At 70.8% G+C, this 15,157-nt stretch carries 17 protein-coding genes; 6 read left to right on the top strand and 11 right to left on the bottom strand.

What is annotated here, in order from left to right; all coding sequences use genetic code 11:
* The first annotated feature begins 14 nt into the window (after positions 1 to 14).
* Both CBM981_RS09440 and CBM981_RS09445 read left to right on the top strand, forming a co-directional pair.
* The gene (locus CBM981_RS09440; protein WP_087068198.1) at positions 15 to 578 is read left to right on the top strand and encodes an NUDIX domain-containing protein; all 564 of its coding nucleotides are present in this window, start codon (positions 15 to 17) and stop codon (positions 576 to 578) included.
* A complete protein-coding gene (locus CBM981_RS09445; RefSeq protein ID WP_087068199.1) occupies positions 575 to 2,065 on the top strand; it encodes an FAD-binding domain-containing protein in 1,491 nt (496 codons plus the stop codon). The genes CBM981_RS09440 and CBM981_RS09445 overlap by 4 nt, the downstream gene beginning before the upstream one ends.
* Before the next feature lies 1 nt (position 2,066).
* Here CBM981_RS09445 and CBM981_RS09450 read toward each other — a convergent pair whose 3' ends face one another.
* Together CBM981_RS09450 and CBM981_RS09455 are read right to left on the bottom strand one after the other, a co-directional pair.
* Positions 2,067 to 3,329 carry a DegT/DnrJ/EryC1/StrS aminotransferase family protein gene (locus CBM981_RS09450; RefSeq protein ID WP_087068200.1) on the bottom strand — a complete coding sequence of 421 codons (1,263 nt, stop codon included), beginning with the start codon at positions 3,327 to 3,329 and terminating at the stop codon, positions 2,067 to 2,069.
* A 33-nt stretch (positions 3,330 to 3,362) separates the two neighbouring features.
* The gene (locus tag CBM981_RS09455) at positions 3,363 to 3,989 is read right to left on the bottom strand and encodes a thioredoxin family protein (RefSeq protein WP_087068201.1); all 627 of its coding nucleotides are present in this window, start codon (positions 3,987 to 3,989) and stop codon (positions 3,363 to 3,365) included.
* A 17-nt stretch (positions 3,990 to 4,006) separates the two neighbouring features.
* Between CBM981_RS09455 and CBM981_RS09460 the strand changes: the two genes are divergently transcribed.
* On the top strand, positions 4,007 to 4,552 hold the full coding sequence (locus CBM981_RS09460; RefSeq protein ID WP_087068202.1) for a hypothetical protein: 546 nt from the start codon (positions 4,007 to 4,009) through the stop codon (positions 4,550 to 4,552).
* Positions 4,553 to 4,570: 18 nt separating this feature from the next.
* Here the strand turns inward: CBM981_RS09460 and CBM981_RS16200 are convergent, their stop codons facing one another.
* Both CBM981_RS16200 and CBM981_RS16105 read right to left on the bottom strand, forming a co-directional pair.
* Positions 4,571 to 5,932, bottom strand: coding sequence for an FAD-binding domain-containing protein (locus CBM981_RS16200; protein WP_197686647.1), 1,362 nt, complete (start codon positions 5,930 to 5,932; stop codon positions 4,571 to 4,573).
* Between the two features lie 61 nt (positions 5,933 to 5,993).
* Positions 5,994 to 6,566, bottom strand: coding sequence for a 4'-phosphopantetheinyl transferase superfamily protein (locus tag CBM981_RS16105; RefSeq protein ID WP_157665389.1), 573 nt, complete (start codon positions 6,564 to 6,566; stop codon positions 5,994 to 5,996).
* Between the two features lie 248 nt (positions 6,567 to 6,814).
* Here CBM981_RS16105 and fabI point away from each other — a divergent pair, with 248 nt between their 5' ends.
* On the top strand, positions 6,815 to 7,597 hold the full coding sequence (fabI, locus tag CBM981_RS09475) for an enoyl-ACP reductase FabI (protein WP_087068205.1): 783 nt from the start codon (positions 6,815 to 6,817) through the stop codon (positions 7,595 to 7,597).
* Positions 7,598 to 7,600: 3 nt separating this feature from the next.
* Here the strand turns inward: fabI and CBM981_RS09480 are convergent, their stop codons facing one another.
* Positions 7,601 to 7,765, bottom strand: coding sequence for a Nif11-like leader peptide family natural product precursor (locus CBM981_RS09480; protein WP_087068206.1), 165 nt, complete (start codon positions 7,763 to 7,765; stop codon positions 7,601 to 7,603).
* A gap of 123 nt (positions 7,766 to 7,888) precedes the next feature.
* On the opposite strand from CBM981_RS09480, the gene hisB reads away from it, so the two are divergent.
* Positions 7,889 to 8,491, top strand: coding sequence for an imidazoleglycerol-phosphate dehydratase HisB (hisB, locus tag CBM981_RS09485; protein ID WP_087068207.1), 603 nt, complete (start codon positions 7,889 to 7,891; stop codon positions 8,489 to 8,491).
* 15 nt (positions 8,492 to 8,506) lie between these two features.
* Here hisB and CBM981_RS09490 read toward each other — a convergent pair whose 3' ends face one another.
* The 6 genes from CBM981_RS09490 to CBM981_RS09515 form a co-directional block, all read right to left on the bottom strand.
* The gene (locus tag CBM981_RS09490) at positions 8,507 to 9,340 is read right to left on the bottom strand and encodes an LpxI family protein (RefSeq protein WP_087068208.1); all 834 of its coding nucleotides are present in this window, start codon (positions 9,338 to 9,340) and stop codon (positions 8,507 to 8,509) included.
* Positions 9,341 to 9,431: 91 nt separating this feature from the next.
* On the bottom strand, positions 9,432 to 10,691 hold the full coding sequence (gene hisS, locus CBM981_RS09495; protein WP_369801599.1) for a histidine--tRNA ligase: 1,260 nt from the start codon (positions 10,689 to 10,691) through the stop codon (positions 9,432 to 9,434).
* A gap of 77 nt (positions 10,692 to 10,768) precedes the next feature.
* Positions 10,769 to 11,791 carry an NAD-dependent epimerase gene (locus CBM981_RS09500; RefSeq protein WP_172820861.1) on the bottom strand — a complete coding sequence of 341 codons (1,023 nt, stop codon included), beginning with the start codon at positions 11,789 to 11,791 and terminating at the stop codon, positions 10,769 to 10,771.
* Entirely contained in the window at positions 11,788 to 12,735 is a 948-nt protein-coding gene (locus CBM981_RS09505) for a UDP-glucuronic acid decarboxylase family protein (RefSeq protein ID WP_087068210.1), read from the bottom strand. The genes CBM981_RS09500 and CBM981_RS09505 overlap by 4 nt, the downstream gene beginning before the upstream one ends.
* Before the next feature lie 3 nt (positions 12,736 to 12,738).
* Complete coding sequence (locus tag CBM981_RS09510; protein WP_087069322.1) at positions 12,739 to 14,109, bottom strand: nucleotide sugar dehydrogenase; 1,371 nt, start codon at positions 14,107 to 14,109, stop codon at positions 12,739 to 12,741.
* A gap of 56 nt (positions 14,110 to 14,165) precedes the next feature.
* Positions 14,166 to 14,765, bottom strand: coding sequence for a Hint domain-containing protein (locus CBM981_RS09515; protein WP_157665390.1), 600 nt, complete (start codon positions 14,763 to 14,765; stop codon positions 14,166 to 14,168).
* Between the two features lie 33 nt (positions 14,766 to 14,798).
* Here CBM981_RS09515 and CBM981_RS15325 point away from each other — a divergent pair, with 33 nt between their 5' ends.
* Positions 14,799 to 15,086 (top strand): hypothetical protein, encoded by a 288-nt coding sequence (locus CBM981_RS15325; RefSeq protein WP_157665391.1) that lies wholly within the window; start codon positions 14,799 to 14,801, stop codon positions 15,084 to 15,086.
* Positions 15,087 to 15,157: the final 71 nt, after the last annotated feature.

A 15,157-nucleotide genomic window follows, 5' to 3' on the forward strand; every position in this document is an offset into this window, starting at 1 on the left:
CTGATGCCCCGCCCATGGCGCCCCTGCCCGCTCCCGAGCCCGCGCGCCATCTGGAAACCACCGCCTCCCTGCAGGCCGGCAAGCTGCGCTTTGAGGTGAACCGCCTGGCGCTGCCGATCGGGGTGGAGGGCACCTTCGGCGTGATCCGTCACCCCGGCGCGGCGCTGGCGGTGCCGTTGCTCGATGACGGCCGGGTGGTGGTGCTGCGCCAGTACCGCTTCGCCGTGGCCACGCGGGTGCTGGAGTTCCCCGCCGGCACCCTTGATCCCGGGGAGACGCCGCTGAGCACGATGCGGCGGGAGCTGCAGGAGGAGGCGGGGTATGCCGCCGAGCGCTGGGATCCGCTCGGAACGCTGCTGCCCTGCCCCGGCTACGCCGACGAGGTGATCCACCTCTTTCTGGCCCGCGAGCTCACCGCCCTCAGCGAGCAGCCGGTGGGCGATGACGACGAAGACCTGGAGGTGCTGCTGCTGCAACCGGCCGAACTGGATGCGGCCCTGGCCAGCGGCGATGAGTACCTCGATGGCAAGAGCGTGACCGCCTGGCTGCGGGCCAAGCAGCAGCTGGGGATGGAATGAGCAGCGCGCGCTGGCTGTTCTGGCACCGCCGCGACCTGCGGCTGGCCGACAACCTGGGGCTGGCCGCCGCCGCCGCGGCCACCCCAGCCGTGACCGGGGTGTTCGTGCTGGATCCGGGGATCCTGGAGGCGGCGGACCTGGCCCCGGCCCGGCTCTGGTTCCTGGCCGCGAGCCTGCGGGAACTGGCGGAGAGCTGGCGCGCCGCCGGCAGCCGCCTGCTGGTGCTGCGGGGCGATCCGGCCGTGGTGCTGCCGCAGCTGGCCGAGGCTCTGAAGGCACCGGTGGTGGCCTGGAACCGCGACGTGGAGCCCTACGGCCGCGAGCGCGACCGCCGGGTGGCGGCGGCGCTGCAGGCGGACAGCCGGCGGGTGCTGGTGGACTGGGACCAGTTGCTGATCGCGCCGGAGGCCCTGCGCACCGGCCAGGGGGATCCCTACCGGGTGTACGGCCCCTTCTGGCGCAACTGGCGCAGCCAGGTGGAGGCCAAGGCGGGTCTGGGCAGTGCGTCGGCGGGAGGCCTCGAGCCGGTAGCGGCGCCCTCGGGCCTGATGGATCTGGGCGAGCACGAGCTCCAGGCGCTCGACCAGGCCGGTGCGTCGCCCCTGCCCCTGGTGCAGCCCGACCCCTCCACCGGGCTGCATCGGCCCCACAGCTTTGCTGGCGTCGACCTCTGCCCCTGCCGCCCCGGCGAGGCCGCCGCCCAGGAGCAGCTGCAGCGCTTCTGCGATGGCGGACGGCTGCTGGCCTATGAACCGGGCCGCAACCTGCCCGGCGAGGCCGGCACCTCGGCACTGAGCGCGGCGCTGAAATTCGGCACGCTCAGCCCGCGCCAGGCCTGGGCTGCCGCCCAGCAGGCCCGGGCGCTGGCCCGCAGTGAGGAGGCGCGGCAGTCGATCACGGTGTGGGAGCAGGAGCTGGCCTGGCGCGAGTTCTACCAGCAGGCACTGTTCCACTTCCCGGAGCTGGCCGACGGCCCCTACCGGCCCCAGTGGAGGCGGTTTCCCTGGGAGAACGACGAAGGGCGCTTCGAGGCCTGGCGGGAGGGGCTCACGGGCGTGCCGATCGTGGATGCGGCGATGCGCCAGCTAAACACCAGCGGCTGGATGCACAACCGCTGCCGCATGATCGTGGCCTCCTTTCTGGTGAAGGATCTGATCTGCGACTGGCGCTGGGGCGAGCGGGCCTTCATGGCCCGGCTGGTGGATGGCGATCTGGCCGCCAACAACGGCGGCTGGCAGTGGAGCGCCAGCAGCGGCATGGACCCCAAGCCCCTGCGGATCTTCAACCCGGCCACCCAGGCGGCCAAATTCGACCCGGAGGCCAGCTACATCCGCACCTGGCTGCCGGAACTGCGCCATGTGGCCACGGCCGATCTGATCAGCGGCGCCATTCCGCCCCTGGAGCGGCGCGGCTACCCCGGCCCGATCGTGGAGCACAGGGTGCAGCAGGCGCGCTTCAAGGCGCTGTATGCCGGGATCAGGGCCTGAATCAGGCCGCGCAACCGGCCCGGTCCGAAACGCTGGTGGCTGGGGGGGATGGGGGGAACGCCACCGCACCGATCACGAGCTGGCGCAGCACCTCCACCACCCGCTCCTGCTGAACCACAGGCAACTCCGGGAAGATCGGCAGGCTCAGCACCTCGGTGCACAGGCGCTCGGTGACCGGCAGGCTGCCCGGGCCATAGCCCAGGTGGGCGTAGGCCGGCTGGCGGTGGATCGGAATCGGGTAGTAGATGATCGTGCTCACCCCGGCCTCCTGCAGCTGCTGCTTGAGCCAGTCGCGGCAACAGGCCTCCGGCAGGCCATGGCTGGGGCTGTCACTGGAGGGGGTGCAGGAAGCGCCGCCGCGGGACGCGCAGACCCGGGTGCCCACCGGACAGGCGGGCACGCGCACCACGAACTGGTTCCAGCTGTGGCCTTCGGGGCCCGCCGCCGGCAGCACCACCGCCGGCAGTCCGGCCAGCTCGGCGTGGTAGCGGCCGGCGATGGCCCGGCGGGCCTCCAGCCAGCGGGGCAGATGCGGCAGCTTCACGGCCAGCACCGCCGCCTGCAGGGCATCGAGCCGGCTGTTGTAACCCAGCTCAGTGTGCAGATAGCGCCGCGGCATGCCGTGCACGGCCAGCTCCCGCACCCGCTGGGCCAGGGCCGGGTCCTGGCAGGCCACGGCGCCACCATCGCCCGCGGCACCGAGGTTCTTGGTGGGGAAGAAGCTGAAGCAGCCGGCGTCCCCCCAGCTGCCCACGGGCTTGCCGGCCCAGTGGGCGCCGGTGGCCTGGGCGCAGTCCTCCACCACCTGCAGGCCGTGGCGCTGGGCGATGGCGCACACCCGCTGCATGTCCACCGGGCGGCCGAACAGGTGCACCGGCAGCAGCACCCGGGTGGCGGGGGTGATGGCCGCCTCCAGCTGATCCAGGTCGATCAGGTAGGTGGCGGGGTCCACATCCACGAACACCGGCGTGGCACCCACGCTGCTCACCGCCTCGGCGGTGGCGAAGAAGCTGAAGGAGGTGGTGATCACCTCATCGCCCGGGCCGACCCCCAGAGCACGCAGGGCCAGGGTGAGGGCATCGGTGCCGCTGTTGCACCCCACCGCGTGGGGCACGCCGCAGACCTCGGCGAAGGCGGCCTCGAAGCCCGCGATGGTGGGACCGCCGATGTACTGGCCGCTGCGCAGCACCTCGAGAACGGCGGCTTCGAGCGACCCACCCAGCTCCTGGATCTGCTCGCCGAGGCTGAAGGGGGGCACATTCATGCAGCGAACCTTAAGTGCCCCGCAAGGCGGGGATCACCGCCCCCATTCCGGTTCTGCACCTGGATGCCACTTGATGTTGCAGCCGATCGCGGGTTGCTGGGCGGGATCGGGCAGGCGGCTGGCGGCCAGGGCGGCCAGGGCGGAACGCAGGTCGGCCCCATCCAGGGGTACCCCGTTGCCGGGGCGACTGGCATCGAGCTGACCGCGGTACACCAGCCTCGGCACCCCATCCGCTCCCGGAGCGAAGAGGTAGGGATCGGGGGTGCAGGCGGCACGGAACACCCGGGCGATCCGCTGCTCGGCGTCGAAGAGGTAGGGGAAGCGCCAGCCATGGCACTCCGCCTGGGCCCGGAGGCCTTCGGGCCCGTCCTGGGGGTGGGTCTGCACGCTGTTGCTGGAGATCGCCAGGATCTGGAGCCGCGGCCGGGCACCAGGGCCGGCGAAGTCGTGCTGCAGGCGCGTGATTTCCGGCTCCACATGCTTCACGAAGGGGCAGTGGGCACAGAGAAAGAGCACGAGCAACGGATCCCGGCCCAGCGCCTCGCTCTGGAGGGGGTCACCACTCACCTGCCGGAGGGAGCCCGCAGCCAACGCGGCGCTGATCGCCTCGAACGGCAAGGCCGTGCCCAGGGGCAGCATGGTGGACGGCGTCAGCGCCATGGGCCCTGCCCTCATCAATGCCAGATCCCAACCTACGGATCCCCGCCGCCCTGGTGTCGCTGCTGCTGGTCTCCGGTTGTGTTCCCGCCCACCGCCAGCCCTCCTGGGCGATCTACCCCCTGCAGCGCCGCGTGCCGCACGACGGTCTGGCGGTGGTGAGCCAGCCCGACGGCTACGGCCTGCACATCTGGGTCGACACCGACACCCGCCAGAGCGGCGTGTGCCAGCCGCGCTGGACTCCCGATGCCGCCCGTCTGTTCAACGGCAATGGCACGGCCCCCTTCAGCTCGGGACTGGTGCCGCGGCAGGAGTTCTTCCAGGTGGTGGCCCGCCAGGATGTGCAGCGGGCCCTGCGGCAGCAGAGCGAAGCCCTCTGTCTGGCCCGCGATCCACGCCGCAGCTTCCGTTGGCAGGAGCCGCCCCTGAGCCAGGAGCAGGTGAAGGAGGAGAAGTTCCCGCTGCTGGAGGAGCCCGATCTGCTCAGCGAGCCGGCCGAGGTGCAGAAACGGGAGGAGAGCCTGCTCAAGGGCACCACGGCCGAGCCGGGAGCACCCACGGAGTGAACCGGTGGGGCGGGGGCCTCAGCCGAAGTGCCGCCACACCAGCGGCTCGGCCCGGCGCCAGTAGCGGGAGAAGCGCCGCAGGTCGGGGGCGGCCTTGAGGCTCACGAAGGGATCCGGCTCCAGCACCAGCACCGGCAGCCGCTCGGCCATGGCGTTTCGGATCCAGCTGAACCGGGGGTCCACCGCCGTGGAGGTCACCACCCCATCGGCGCCATGCTCCGCCGCGAAGGCCAGCAGCTGCTCGGCCACCTTCCCCCGCCGCACGGTGACGGGCAGCTCCTCCAGGCACTCCTGCAGGAACACCAGCCGCTTGAGGCTCAGGCCTGCGGAGGCGATCAGGTCGTCGTCGAACACGAACAGGGCCGGAGCCCCTGGCCAGGCCCGCAGGGCGGGGTTGGCGGGCCCCAGCGCCTCGCCGTGCACCCACACGATCGGGCGCGTGAGCGCTGGCGAGGGGGGGTGCGGCCCAGAGGGCGTGGGGGACACCTGCCAGCGGCCCTGCTCCAGCGACGCAAGGGCAGGGGCCACAGGGTGGTGCCCCCCCGGCTCGGGCCGGAACAAGCGCTGCTGCAGGCTCTCGTAGCTGGCCTGGAAGGGGCAGCCGCCGCTGGCCAGGGGGCAGGTGCGGCAGTGCCGATCGCCGGCGTAGCGCTCCAGGTTGGCCCGGTTGAAGATGTAGGGCTTGCTGCTGAAGCTGCTGGCCACCCACTGCCAGCTGAGGTTGTTGCTGGCTGGATCGCCGTCGAGCAGGTGCTGCAGAAACCAGCGGGCTCCCGCCTGCCAGCGCACCCGGCGCCAGTGCACCACGTAGCTGGCCAGCCACATCCGGGCGTGGTTGTGCAGCCAGCCGGTGGCGGTGAGATCGGCGGCGAAGGCATCGATGCAGGCCAGCCCGGTGCGGCCCGCGGCGATGTCGGGCGGCAGCTCGGGGGCATAGGCCTCGGCGGGGTGGCCGGTGCGGAGCGGTTCGAGGTCGTGCCAGATGCCATCGCCCAGCTGGCGCCAGAGCCGCTGCCAGTAGTCACGCCAGCCCAGCTCGTTGATCAGCTTGCCGGCCAGCCGCTGGGCCTCGGCCTGCCGCTCCGGGCTGGCGTAGCCCCGCTCCCGCAGCCAGGCGAACACGGCATCGCGCACCTGCGCCAGGGTGAGCACCCCGTGGCGGATGTAGGGCGAGAGCCCGGTGACGGCCCCATCCAGGTGATTGCGGCTGCGGCCGTAGGCGATCGGATCCAGGGCCGCCAGCCGCTGCCGGGCCGCCGCCATCCCCCCCGGGATCGGACTGAGCCCGCCCTGCGCCGCGGGGAACCAGGCCGCGAGCGTCGCCTGCAAGGCCGGGCGGTCGCGGCCGCGGCGGGGCAGGTCCTGGGCCTCGGAGGGCATTGCGTCGGGTGACATTGCGTCAGGTGGCATCGCGTTGGATGGAATCGCGTCGGATGGCATCTCAGCCCCACCCCAGCAGACTTACGGCTCCGCGGTACCCGGGTGGCATCGCCAGACACCACCGCCGTGGCTCGGGACGCGCATCGAGCACCCCGGCGCCACGGGCGGCAAGGCCTGTGCCGCGGGCCTTGAGCGAGGCTTCCAGCAGGCACCACTGCTGCAGAAACGCCTCGGGGCGTTCCGCCTCCGGCCGCTGGTCCAGCCAGGCCACCGTGGCCGAGGGCAGCACCCTGCGGGCGATCGGCCGCCAGGCCAGCTGCGGGCGGCTCCGCTCCACATCCACGCCGACGCCGCGGTCGGCATGGAACGCCAGCACCACGAGGTGACCGGAATGGGCCACGTTGAACGGCGGGCCCGCCGGCCTCCCCTCCAGCCGCAGCTCCGGCTTGCCATGCGCCCCGGCGGCCAGCGGCAGTCGGCGGGGATCGGACTGCAGCCAGCACCCCAGCAGCTGCCGCAGCGCGGAGCGTCCCAGCAGAAACCGTTCCCGGTCGTCCTCCCGGCGGAAGGCCCCGTATCGGGCCAGCTCCCTGGGTGCGAGCAGCCTGAGCAGCCCGGGCAGCGCCGCCCGCACCTGTGGCCAGCGGCGATCGATCCACCAGAGGCTGGGCTCTGCCCCCCCAGCCGGGCGTGGGGGCCGCAGCCCGGGGAGCCAAGGCCGGGGAACGAGGGCCAGGCCTGCCGTGTCCGCAGGGCAGGCCGCCGGGTTCCCAGGCCGGGAGCACCCCTGGAGCGCCACTGCCGCCGCTGCGGGAGAATCGCCCGAACGCCACGGTTCCCGCATCGGCCTCTCCGCTGCAACCGGCATTCGCCCCTCTCCCCATGCTCCTTGATCTTCGCGGCAAGAAGGCCCTCGTCACCGGCATCGCCAACAACCGCTCGATCGCCTGGGGCATCGCCCAGCAGCTGGCGGCCGCCGGCTGCGAGCTGGGGGTCACCTTCCTGCCGGATGAGAAGGGCCGCTTCGAGGCGAAGGTGCGCGACCTCACGGCCCCCCTGGCCCCCACCCTGTTCGAGCCCCTGAACGTGCAGGATCCGGCCCAGATCGAGGCCGTGTTCCAGCGGGTGCAGGAGCACTGGGGCTCCCTGGATGTGCTGGTGCACTGCCTGGCATTCGCCGGCAAGGAGGAGCTGGTGGGCGACTACTCCGCCATCAGCCCCGAGGGCTTCGGCCGCGCCCTGGAGGTGAGCGCCTACTCCCTGGCGCCCCTGTGCCGCCACGCCAAACCCCTGTTCAACGACGGCGCCAGCGTGATCACGCTCAGCTACCTGGGGGCCGAGCGGGCCATCCCCAACTACAACGTGATGGGCGTGGCCAAGGCGGCCCTGGAGGCCTCGGTGCGCTACCTGGCCGCCGAACTGGGTCCGGAGAAGCAGGTGCGGGTGAACGCCATCAGCGCCGGGCCGATCCGCACCCTGGCCAGCTCCGCCATCGGCGGCATCCTCGAGATGATCCACAACGTGGAGGAGAAGGCCCCCCTGCGCCGCACCGTGACCCAGGACGAGGTGGGGGCCACGGCGGCCTTCCTGGCCAGCCCCCTGGCTTCAGGGATCACCGGCCAGGTGCTCTACGTGGACGCGGGGTACTGCATCACGGGGATGTGAAGCTCAACCCCTGAGGTGCCGGGCCAGGCTGGCAGGGGAGAACAGGAAGCCCTCCTCGCGGGCGATGGCCACCACGGCGCTGCCATCGGCGGCGGCATCGATCCGCTGCTGGATGGCGGGGGTGGCGTCGGCCTTGGCCAGAAAAGCGATTAGCTGCGCTTTAGACATTGCAGTTGTCAATAAGTTCGCCTTAACCCTAGGCCGTCCTGGGCCGCCCGCCGGGCCCGGGGGCCCGGGGACCGCCATGATCAGGAGCTCCGATCCAGCCCCGCCTCCCGGGCGGGGAGAGCCATGCGAAGCGGCGACATCCATCGCGTCACCGGTGAAACCGATGTGCGCGTGCAGCTCGATCTCGACGGCAGCGGCCGTTGCCGCGCGGACACGGGCGTGCCCTTCCTCGACCACATGCTTCACCAGATCGCCAGCCACGGCCTGCTGGATCTGGAGATCAGCGCCAAAGGCGACACCCACATCGACGATCACCACACCAACGAAGACGTGGGCATCGCCTTCGGCCAGGCCCTGGCCCAGGCCCTGGGCGACCGGCGCGGCATCCACCGCTTCGGCCACTTCGTGGCCCCGCTGGATGAGGCGCTGGTGCAGGTGGCCCTCGATTGCAGCGGCCGGCCCCACCTCAGCTTCAACCTGCAGATCCCGGCCCAGAAGATCGGCAGCTACGACACCGAGCTGGTGAAGGAGTTCTTCGTGGCGGTGGTGAACAACGCCGGCCTCACCCTGCACGTCCGCCAGCTCGAGGGGGCCAACTCCCATCACATCGTGGAGGCCTGCTTCAAGGCCTTCGCCCGGGCCCTGCGCCTGGCCACCGAGATCGACCCGCGCCGCGCCGGGGCGGTGCCGAGCAGCAAGGGGGTGCTGGAGCGCGCCGGCGCCTGACCGCGCCCCGGCTGGTCAGCGGATCGGCTGGCGCGCCCACAGGAACAGCCCGAGCCGCTCGGCATCGGCCATGGTCTGCTCGGCGTCGAGCAGCAGGGCGCCGCGGGCCTCCCAGGCGATGCCGCTCAGGCCGGCGGCGGCGGCCTTGGCCACCGTGGTGGGGCCGATGGCGGGCAGGTCCATGCGGCGATCCTGCTGCAGCTTGGGGGCCTTGTAGAGCACCCCGGAGCGGGGGGCTTCCGGAGGCAGGGCCCGGCTGGTGGCCACCCAGTCGAGCATGGCGTCGGTGCCGGGCAGGGCCTCGGTGGCCAGGCACAGGCCGCCGGCCACCACGGCCCCCTGCCCCACATCCACCATGGAGATCGCCTCCACGATGTGGGCCGCGCGCTCCACATCGGCGCGATCCGCCTCGCTCGGCAGCCGGCTGGCGTAGAGACCGGGTTCGGGCAGCAGGTTCGGCGCCACCTCCTCGACCCCCACCACCTCCAGACCCAGCTCCTCGATGATCTCGGCCAGGGCCCGCAGCGAGGCGTCGTCGCCCTTGCGCAGCGAGGCCAGGATGCGGGGGGCGGCCATCAGCGTGCTGCCCTCGAAGCGCATGATGTTGAGGGCGCGGGGGCGGTGGAACTTGCCCACCATCACCACCTGCCGGATGCCCCGCTGCCCGAGGGAGCGGAAGAAGGAGATCGAGCGTTCGAAGTAGAACTCCTCGGCATCGTCGAGTTCCACCTCCTCCAGCCCATGGGGGCGGCAGACGAGATGGGGGCGCCCGGATGCCGTGAGTGCCTGTGAAAGCATCCTGGGCAGCACGCCGGCACCGGCAATGATCGCGAGGGTCGGGTCACCCATCTAGGCCGGCTGTCACATCCCAGTCATGGTTGGGGCAGTCAACTGCCAGCAGCCCTGGGCTGACCGCCTGGAGTGGACACGTCCTCGGTCGTCATCGGCCCTCGCGCAGCAGCGCGACCAGCTGCTCGGGGGTGACGCGCTGATCCTCCCCGGAACTTCCGCCTGACGCGGACGAGGATCGGCGCAGGGCCCGCAGAATCGCCACGCCGTCGGCCGCCTCCTCGTCGCCGATCACGGCCGCCCAGGCAGCACCGGAGCGGTCGGCCCGCTTGAACTGCTTGCCGAAGCCCGCCCCGCTGGGATCGATCTCCACCGCCAGCCCCGCCTGGCGGCAGAGGCGGGCCAGGGGCAGGGCCCGGGCCTCGGCCTGCTCGCCCCGGCACACCACGTAGAGATCGGGGGGGGGCGGGGCCGCCGCTGCCGGCCCCGCGCCGGCCAGCAGGAGCACCAGCCGCTCCAGGCCCATCGCCCAGCCGATCGCGGCGGTGGGCGCACCGCCCAGCTGCTCCACCAGGCCGTCGTAACGGCCGCCACCGCACACCGTGGCCTGGGCGCCGAGCTGGGAGCTGGTGATCTCGAAGGCGGTGTGGCTGTAGTAGTCGAGGCCCCGCACCAGGCGCGGATTGAGCGTGAAGGGAATGCCGAGCGCCTCCAGCCCCCGCCGCACGCACGAGAAGCGCTCGTGGCTCTCACCGCTGAGGGCATCGGCGAGGCTGGGGGCCCCCTCCAGCAGGGCCTGGGTGGCGGGGTTCTTGGAATCCAGCACCCGCAGGGGATTGGTGCTGATGCGCTGCTGGGAATCGGGATCGAGCTGCTCGCGGTGGGCCTGCAGCCAGGCCACCAGTTCGTCGCGGTAGCGGGCCCGGTCGTCCGGACTGCCCAGGGTGTTCAGCTCCAGCGCCAGACCGCCCACCCCCAGATCGGCCAGCAGGTCCCAGGCGATGGCGATCGCCTCCACGTCGCTGCGGGGAGCGGCGAAGCCGAGCAGCTCCAGGCCGATCTGGTGGAACTGCCGCTGCCGGCCCGCCTGGGGCCGCTCGTAGCGGAACATCGGCCCGCCATACCAGAGCCGCTGGGGTCCCTGGCTGAGCAGGCCGTGCTGGATCGCCGCCCGCACCACCGAGGCCGTGCCCTCCGGGCGCAGGGTGCAGCTGCGCTCACCGCGGTCGAGGAAGGTGTACATCTCCTTGCCCACCACATCGGTGGCCTCGCCGATGCCACGGGCGAACAGCTCGGTGACCTCCAGCAGCGGCGTGCGGATCTCCCGCACCGCCGCCCGGCGGAAATGGGCCGCCGCCGTGGCCTCCACGTGCTGCCAGAGGGGGGTGTGCTCCGGCAGCAGGTCGACCATGCCACGCAGGCTCTGGAGCGGTTGCACGGATCGACGCCTCACAGGGCATCCCAGTGTGCCCGGCGGTGCAGGCGCCCTCAGGGGGCGTAGTGGTCCTGATACCAGCGGGCGAACCGTTCCACCCCCTCCTCCAGAGGCGTGGCGGGGCGAAATCCCACCCAGGCCTCCAGCAGGGCCGTGTCGGCCGCGGTGGCCTCCACATCGCCGGGCTGCATCGGCATCAGCTGTTTGCGGGCCGTGCGGCCCAGGGCACGCTCCAGCAGGGCGATGAAGCGGAGCAGCTCCACCGGCTGGCTGTTGCCGATGTTGAAGATCCGGTGCGGCGCCCAGCTCGTGGCCGGATCGGGAGCCAGGGGCTGGAAGCCGGGATCGGGCGTGGCGGCACGGTCCAGGCAGCGCACCACGCCCTCCACGATGTCATCGATGTAGGTGAAATCACGGCGCATGCGGCCGTGGTTGAACACCTGGATCGGCTCACCGGCCAGGATCGCCCGGGCAAACAGCATCGGGGCCATGTCCGGGCGGCCCCAGGGCCCGTACACGGTGAAGAAGCGCAGCCCGGTGGCCGGCAGGCCGTAGAGATGGCTGTAGCTGTGGGCCATCAGCTCATTCGCCTTCTTGGTGGCGGCATAGAGGCTCACCGGATGGTTCACCGCCTGGGCCTCGCTGAACGGCAGGTTGGTGTTGCCGCCGTACACCGAGCTGCTGGAGGCGTACACCAGATGCTCCACCCCGTGCCGCCGGCAGGCTTCGAGCACATGGCCGAAGCCCAGCAGGTTGCTCTGCAGATAGGCCGCCGGGTTGTCGATCGAGTAGCGCACCCCGGCCTGGGCGGCCAGGTGCACCACCCGGGCGGGCCGCCACTGGGCGAACAGGGCGCCGATCGCGGCGGCATCCTCCACGGCATGGGGGAGGAAGGTCCACTGCTGCGGGGCGGCCCGGGCCTGCAGGCGCCCGAGCCGGGCCTGCTTGAGGGCGGGGTCGTAGTAGGCGTTGAGGTTGTCGAGGCCCAGCACCCGCTCGCCGCGGGCGAGCAGGCGCTCGCAGACGGCGGCGCCGATGAAGCCGGCGGCGCCGGTCACGAGCACGGGCCTGGTCAAGGCAGGGTGCTGCAGGAGCGGAACCAGGCGATGGTGGGCTCGAGGCCCTGATCCAGGGGCACCGAGGGCTGCCAGCCGAGCTCCTGGCGCGCGCGCGCGATCAGCGGCTGACGTTGCAGCGGGTCATCTTCGGGCAGGGGTTCGAACACCAGGGGCAGGGAGGGGTTGATGCGGCTGCGCACCAGCTCGGCCAGCTGCCGGATCGTGAATTCATCCGGATTGCCGAGGTTGATCGGGCCGGTGTGCTCCCCGTTCATCAGGCGGATCAGGCCATCCACCAGATCGGCCACGTAGCAGAACGAGCGGGTCTGGAGGCCATCGCCATAGAGGGTGAGGGGCTGGCCGCGCAGGGCCTGCACGATGAAGTTGCTCACCACCCGGCCATCATCCGGAAGCATCCGCGGGCCATAGGTGTTGAAGATTCTCGCCACGCGGATCTCCGTGCCGTGCATGCGGCGGTAGTCGAAGCAGAGGGTCTCGGCGATGCGCTTGCCCTCGTCGTAGCAGCTGCGGGGGCCGATGGTGTTGACGCAGCCGCGGTACTGCTCCGGCTGGGGATGCACCTCCGGATCGCCGTACACCTCGCTGGTGCTGGCCAGCAGCAGCCTGGCCCCCACCCGGCGGGCGAGGCCGAGCATGTTGTAGGTGCCGAGGAAGCTGGTCTTGGCGGTCTTGATCGGATTGTGCTGGTAGTGCACCGGCGAAGCCGGGCAGGCCAGGTGCCAGATGCGATCCACCTCCAGCCGGATCGGATCGGTCACATCGTGGCGGATCAGCTCGAAGCGGGGGTGGCCGATCCAGCGGTCGATGTTCGCCTTGCGGCCGGTGAAGTAGTTGTCGAGGCAGAGCACCTCCTCGCCCGCCTCCATCAGGCGGTCCACCAGGTGGGAACCGAGGAAGCCGGCACCCCCGGTGATCAGATTGCGGGTGAGGGAAGCCGGCACGGGTCAACCCTGGCCGATGCGCCACACGCGCAGACCAGCGGCGCGGGCCGCCGTCTCGTCGGCCCTGCCCCGGGCATCGAAGAGCCAGGCCGGCTGGCGCATCACCGCCACCACGGCCGGCCAGTGGATCCGGGCAAACACGTCCCACTCGGTGACCAGCACCAGGGCATCGGCGCCGCTGGCCGCCGCTTCCACGCCGCTCGCCAGCTGCCAGCTGCCTTCCCCCTCGCCCGGAGGCAGGCCGAGATCACGCGTGATCTGCTGCTCGCTCACCTTGGGGTCCACGATCTGGAGCTGGGCGCCTTCCTCGAGCAGGTCGCGGGCGATGCGGATGGCGGGCGACTCCCGGGTGTCGTTGGTGTCAGCCTTGAAGGCGAAACCAAGCAGACCGATGCGCTTGCCGGTCACCGTGCCGAACAGGCGGGTCACCACCAGGCGGGCGATGCGGTGCTGCTGCCAGGTGTTCAGCCTCACCACCTGCTCCCAGTAGGCGGCCACTTCCTCGAGGCCGTAGTGGCGGCACAGGTACACCAGGTTGAGGATGTCCTTCTGAAAACAGCTGCCACCGAAACCGGGCCCGGCCTGGAGAAACTTCTCCCCGATGCGGGTATCGGCGCCGATGGCGCGGGCCACCTCACTCACATCGGCACCGGTGGCCTCGCAGAAGGCGGCGATGCTGTTGATGGAGGAGATGCGCTGGGCAAGGAAGGCATTGGCGGTGAGCTTGCTCAGCTCGCTGCTCCAGAGGTTGGTGCGCAGGATGCGGGGCTGCGGCACCCAGCGGGCGTAGATGGCCGCCAAGGCCTCGATGGCCTCGGGGTCGGCGCCACCGATCAGCACCCGGTCGGGCTCCTCCAGATCCCGGATCGCCGTGCCCTCGGCCAGGAACTCGGGATTGGAGAGCACGGAAAAACTCTGGCCAGGGCGGCCGGAGCCGAGGATCGCCTGGATGGCCTCGGCGGTGCGCACCGGCAGGGTGCTCTTCTCCACCACGATCGTGTGGCCGGTGGCCGCCTCGGCCACGGTACGGGCACTGGCCTCCACCCACTTGAGGTCACTGGCCTGGCCGGCGCCGAGGCCCCGGGTCTTGGTGGGGGTGTTCACCGAGAGGAACACCATGTCCGCGGCGGCGATGGCCTGCTCCACGGCGGTGGAGAAGAAGAGATTGCGGCCCCGGCAGCGGCCCACCACGGCATCGAGCCCAGGCTCGTACACAGGCAGGCGGGAGAGGTCGGGATCGTTCCAGGCGGCCACCCGTGCGGCATTGAGGTCCACCACCGTGACCGTGAGATCGGGGCAGCGGTCGGCAATCACGGCCATGGTTGGCCCCCCCACGTAACCGGCGCCGATGCAGCAGATGCGACGCGGACGCAGAGCGGCCAAACCTGTTCCAGCCAGAAGGGGTCAGGCTAGAGCCCCAGGGGCCTCACTCACACCAGGCAAGGCTGGGCCAGCGTGTCCAGCCGCGCCTTGAGGGCGGTGGGAAGCTGCCGGGAGAAATTGACCCTGGACATCGGCAGTTCGACGATGGGGGAACCATCGCCGTAGAGATCGCGGTACTCCTGGTAGTTGTCCCAGAAGGAGCGCGGCAGGATGTCGTAGTACGACTCGGCCGGAAGCCCTTCCGCGGTGATGATCTGCTGGGTTTCAAATTCGATGTTGTAGTAGACGATCCGCTCGCTGCCTTCCCAGTCGGCCAGGTCGGTGCGCCGGATCGAATCGCCGTTCACCAGGGCCGCGGCCTGGATGAGGTGGCCCTCCAGAACGATGGCGTGACCGCCGCTCACCACCAGATCCCGACGGGGCAGGCCATCACCCAGGGCGCCCCGGGCGATGCGGACAGGGAGCTGACCGTTGGACGCCAGGGCCAGGGGAGGATGCTCGGAGCGGCACACGAACTTGCACGCCATCGGCCCGTTGGCGGTGCTGACGAGGTCGCCGGGGGAAAGCGTCTCGATCGGGCGGGGCCCCTGGGGCGTGTCGATCAGGGTGCCGGCCAGGAAACAGGCCGGGGCATCCTGGGCTGTCACCGGATAGTTGGTCTTCTGCGTGTTGCCCGTAGGTTGGGCCGTTTGTCCTACGTAGAAAAATCCATCCGCAAGATTACTGTTGCTGGACGTAGTGAAGGCGAAACCACCTCCGGTGGTGGTTCCTCTGTAAAAATAGGTGACACTGCCGATGACATAACTTTCACCAATCGTAAAGATGCCATCGGCATCAGATATGGTGATTGGCCCGTTGTTGACCTGGAAACGATACTGAATAGGATTTTGACTTGTAACCTGTTGAAAGGCGTTGAAAGTGAAATCGGCCATGGGGATGAAGTTAAGAACGGATTAACGCCGGGTTAACGAGGCGATAGGCGCTTAGTGCGCTCTGTTCAGGGATTGTAGCCACGATTCAAGGTATTGCTTGGATCATC

Origin of the sequence: Cyanobium sp. NIES-981 (assembly GCF_900088535.1) — a bacterium.
Taxonomy (GTDB): domain Bacteria; phylum Cyanobacteriota; class Cyanobacteriia; order PCC-6307; family Cyanobiaceae; genus NIES-981.

Excerpts from the sequence above, each read along its gene's own strand:
- CBM981_RS09440 (WP_087068198.1), top strand. The coding sequence starts at position 15 with ATGGCGCCCCTGCCCGCTCCCGAGCCCGCGCGCCATCTGGAAACCACC.
- CBM981_RS09450 (WP_087068200.1), bottom strand. The coding sequence starts at position 3,329 with ATGAATGTGCCCCCCTTCAGCCTCGGCGAGCAGATCCAGGAGCTGGGT.
- hisS (WP_369801599.1), bottom strand. The coding sequence starts at position 10,691 with ATGGTCGACCTGCTGCCGGAGCACACCCCCCTCTGGCAGCACGTGGAG.
- CBM981_RS09460 (WP_087068202.1), top strand. The coding sequence starts at position 4,007 with ATGCCAGATCCCAACCTACGGATCCCCGCCGCCCTGGTGTCGCTGCTG.
- CBM981_RS09455 (WP_087068201.1), bottom strand. The coding sequence starts at position 3,989 with ATGGCGCTGACGCCGTCCACCATGCTGCCCCTGGGCACGGCCTTGCCG.
- fabI (WP_087068205.1), top strand. The coding sequence starts at position 6,815 with ATGCTCCTTGATCTTCGCGGCAAGAAGGCCCTCGTCACCGGCATCGCC.
- hisB (WP_087068207.1), top strand. The coding sequence starts at position 7,889 with ATGCGAAGCGGCGACATCCATCGCGTCACCGGTGAAACCGATGTGCGC.
- CBM981_RS09490 (WP_087068208.1), bottom strand. The coding sequence starts at position 9,340 with ATGGGTGACCCGACCCTCGCGATCATTGCCGGTGCCGGCGTGCTGCCC.
- CBM981_RS09480 (WP_087068206.1), bottom strand. The coding sequence starts at position 7,765 with ATGTCTAAAGCGCAGCTAATCGCTTTTCTGGCCAAGGCCGACGCCACC.
- CBM981_RS16200 (WP_197686647.1), bottom strand. The coding sequence starts at position 5,932 with ATGCCCTCCGAGGCCCAGGACCTGCCCCGCCGCGGCCGCGACCGCCCG.
- CBM981_RS09445 (WP_087068199.1), top strand. The coding sequence starts at position 575 with ATGAGCAGCGCGCGCTGGCTGTTCTGGCACCGCCGCGACCTGCGGCTG.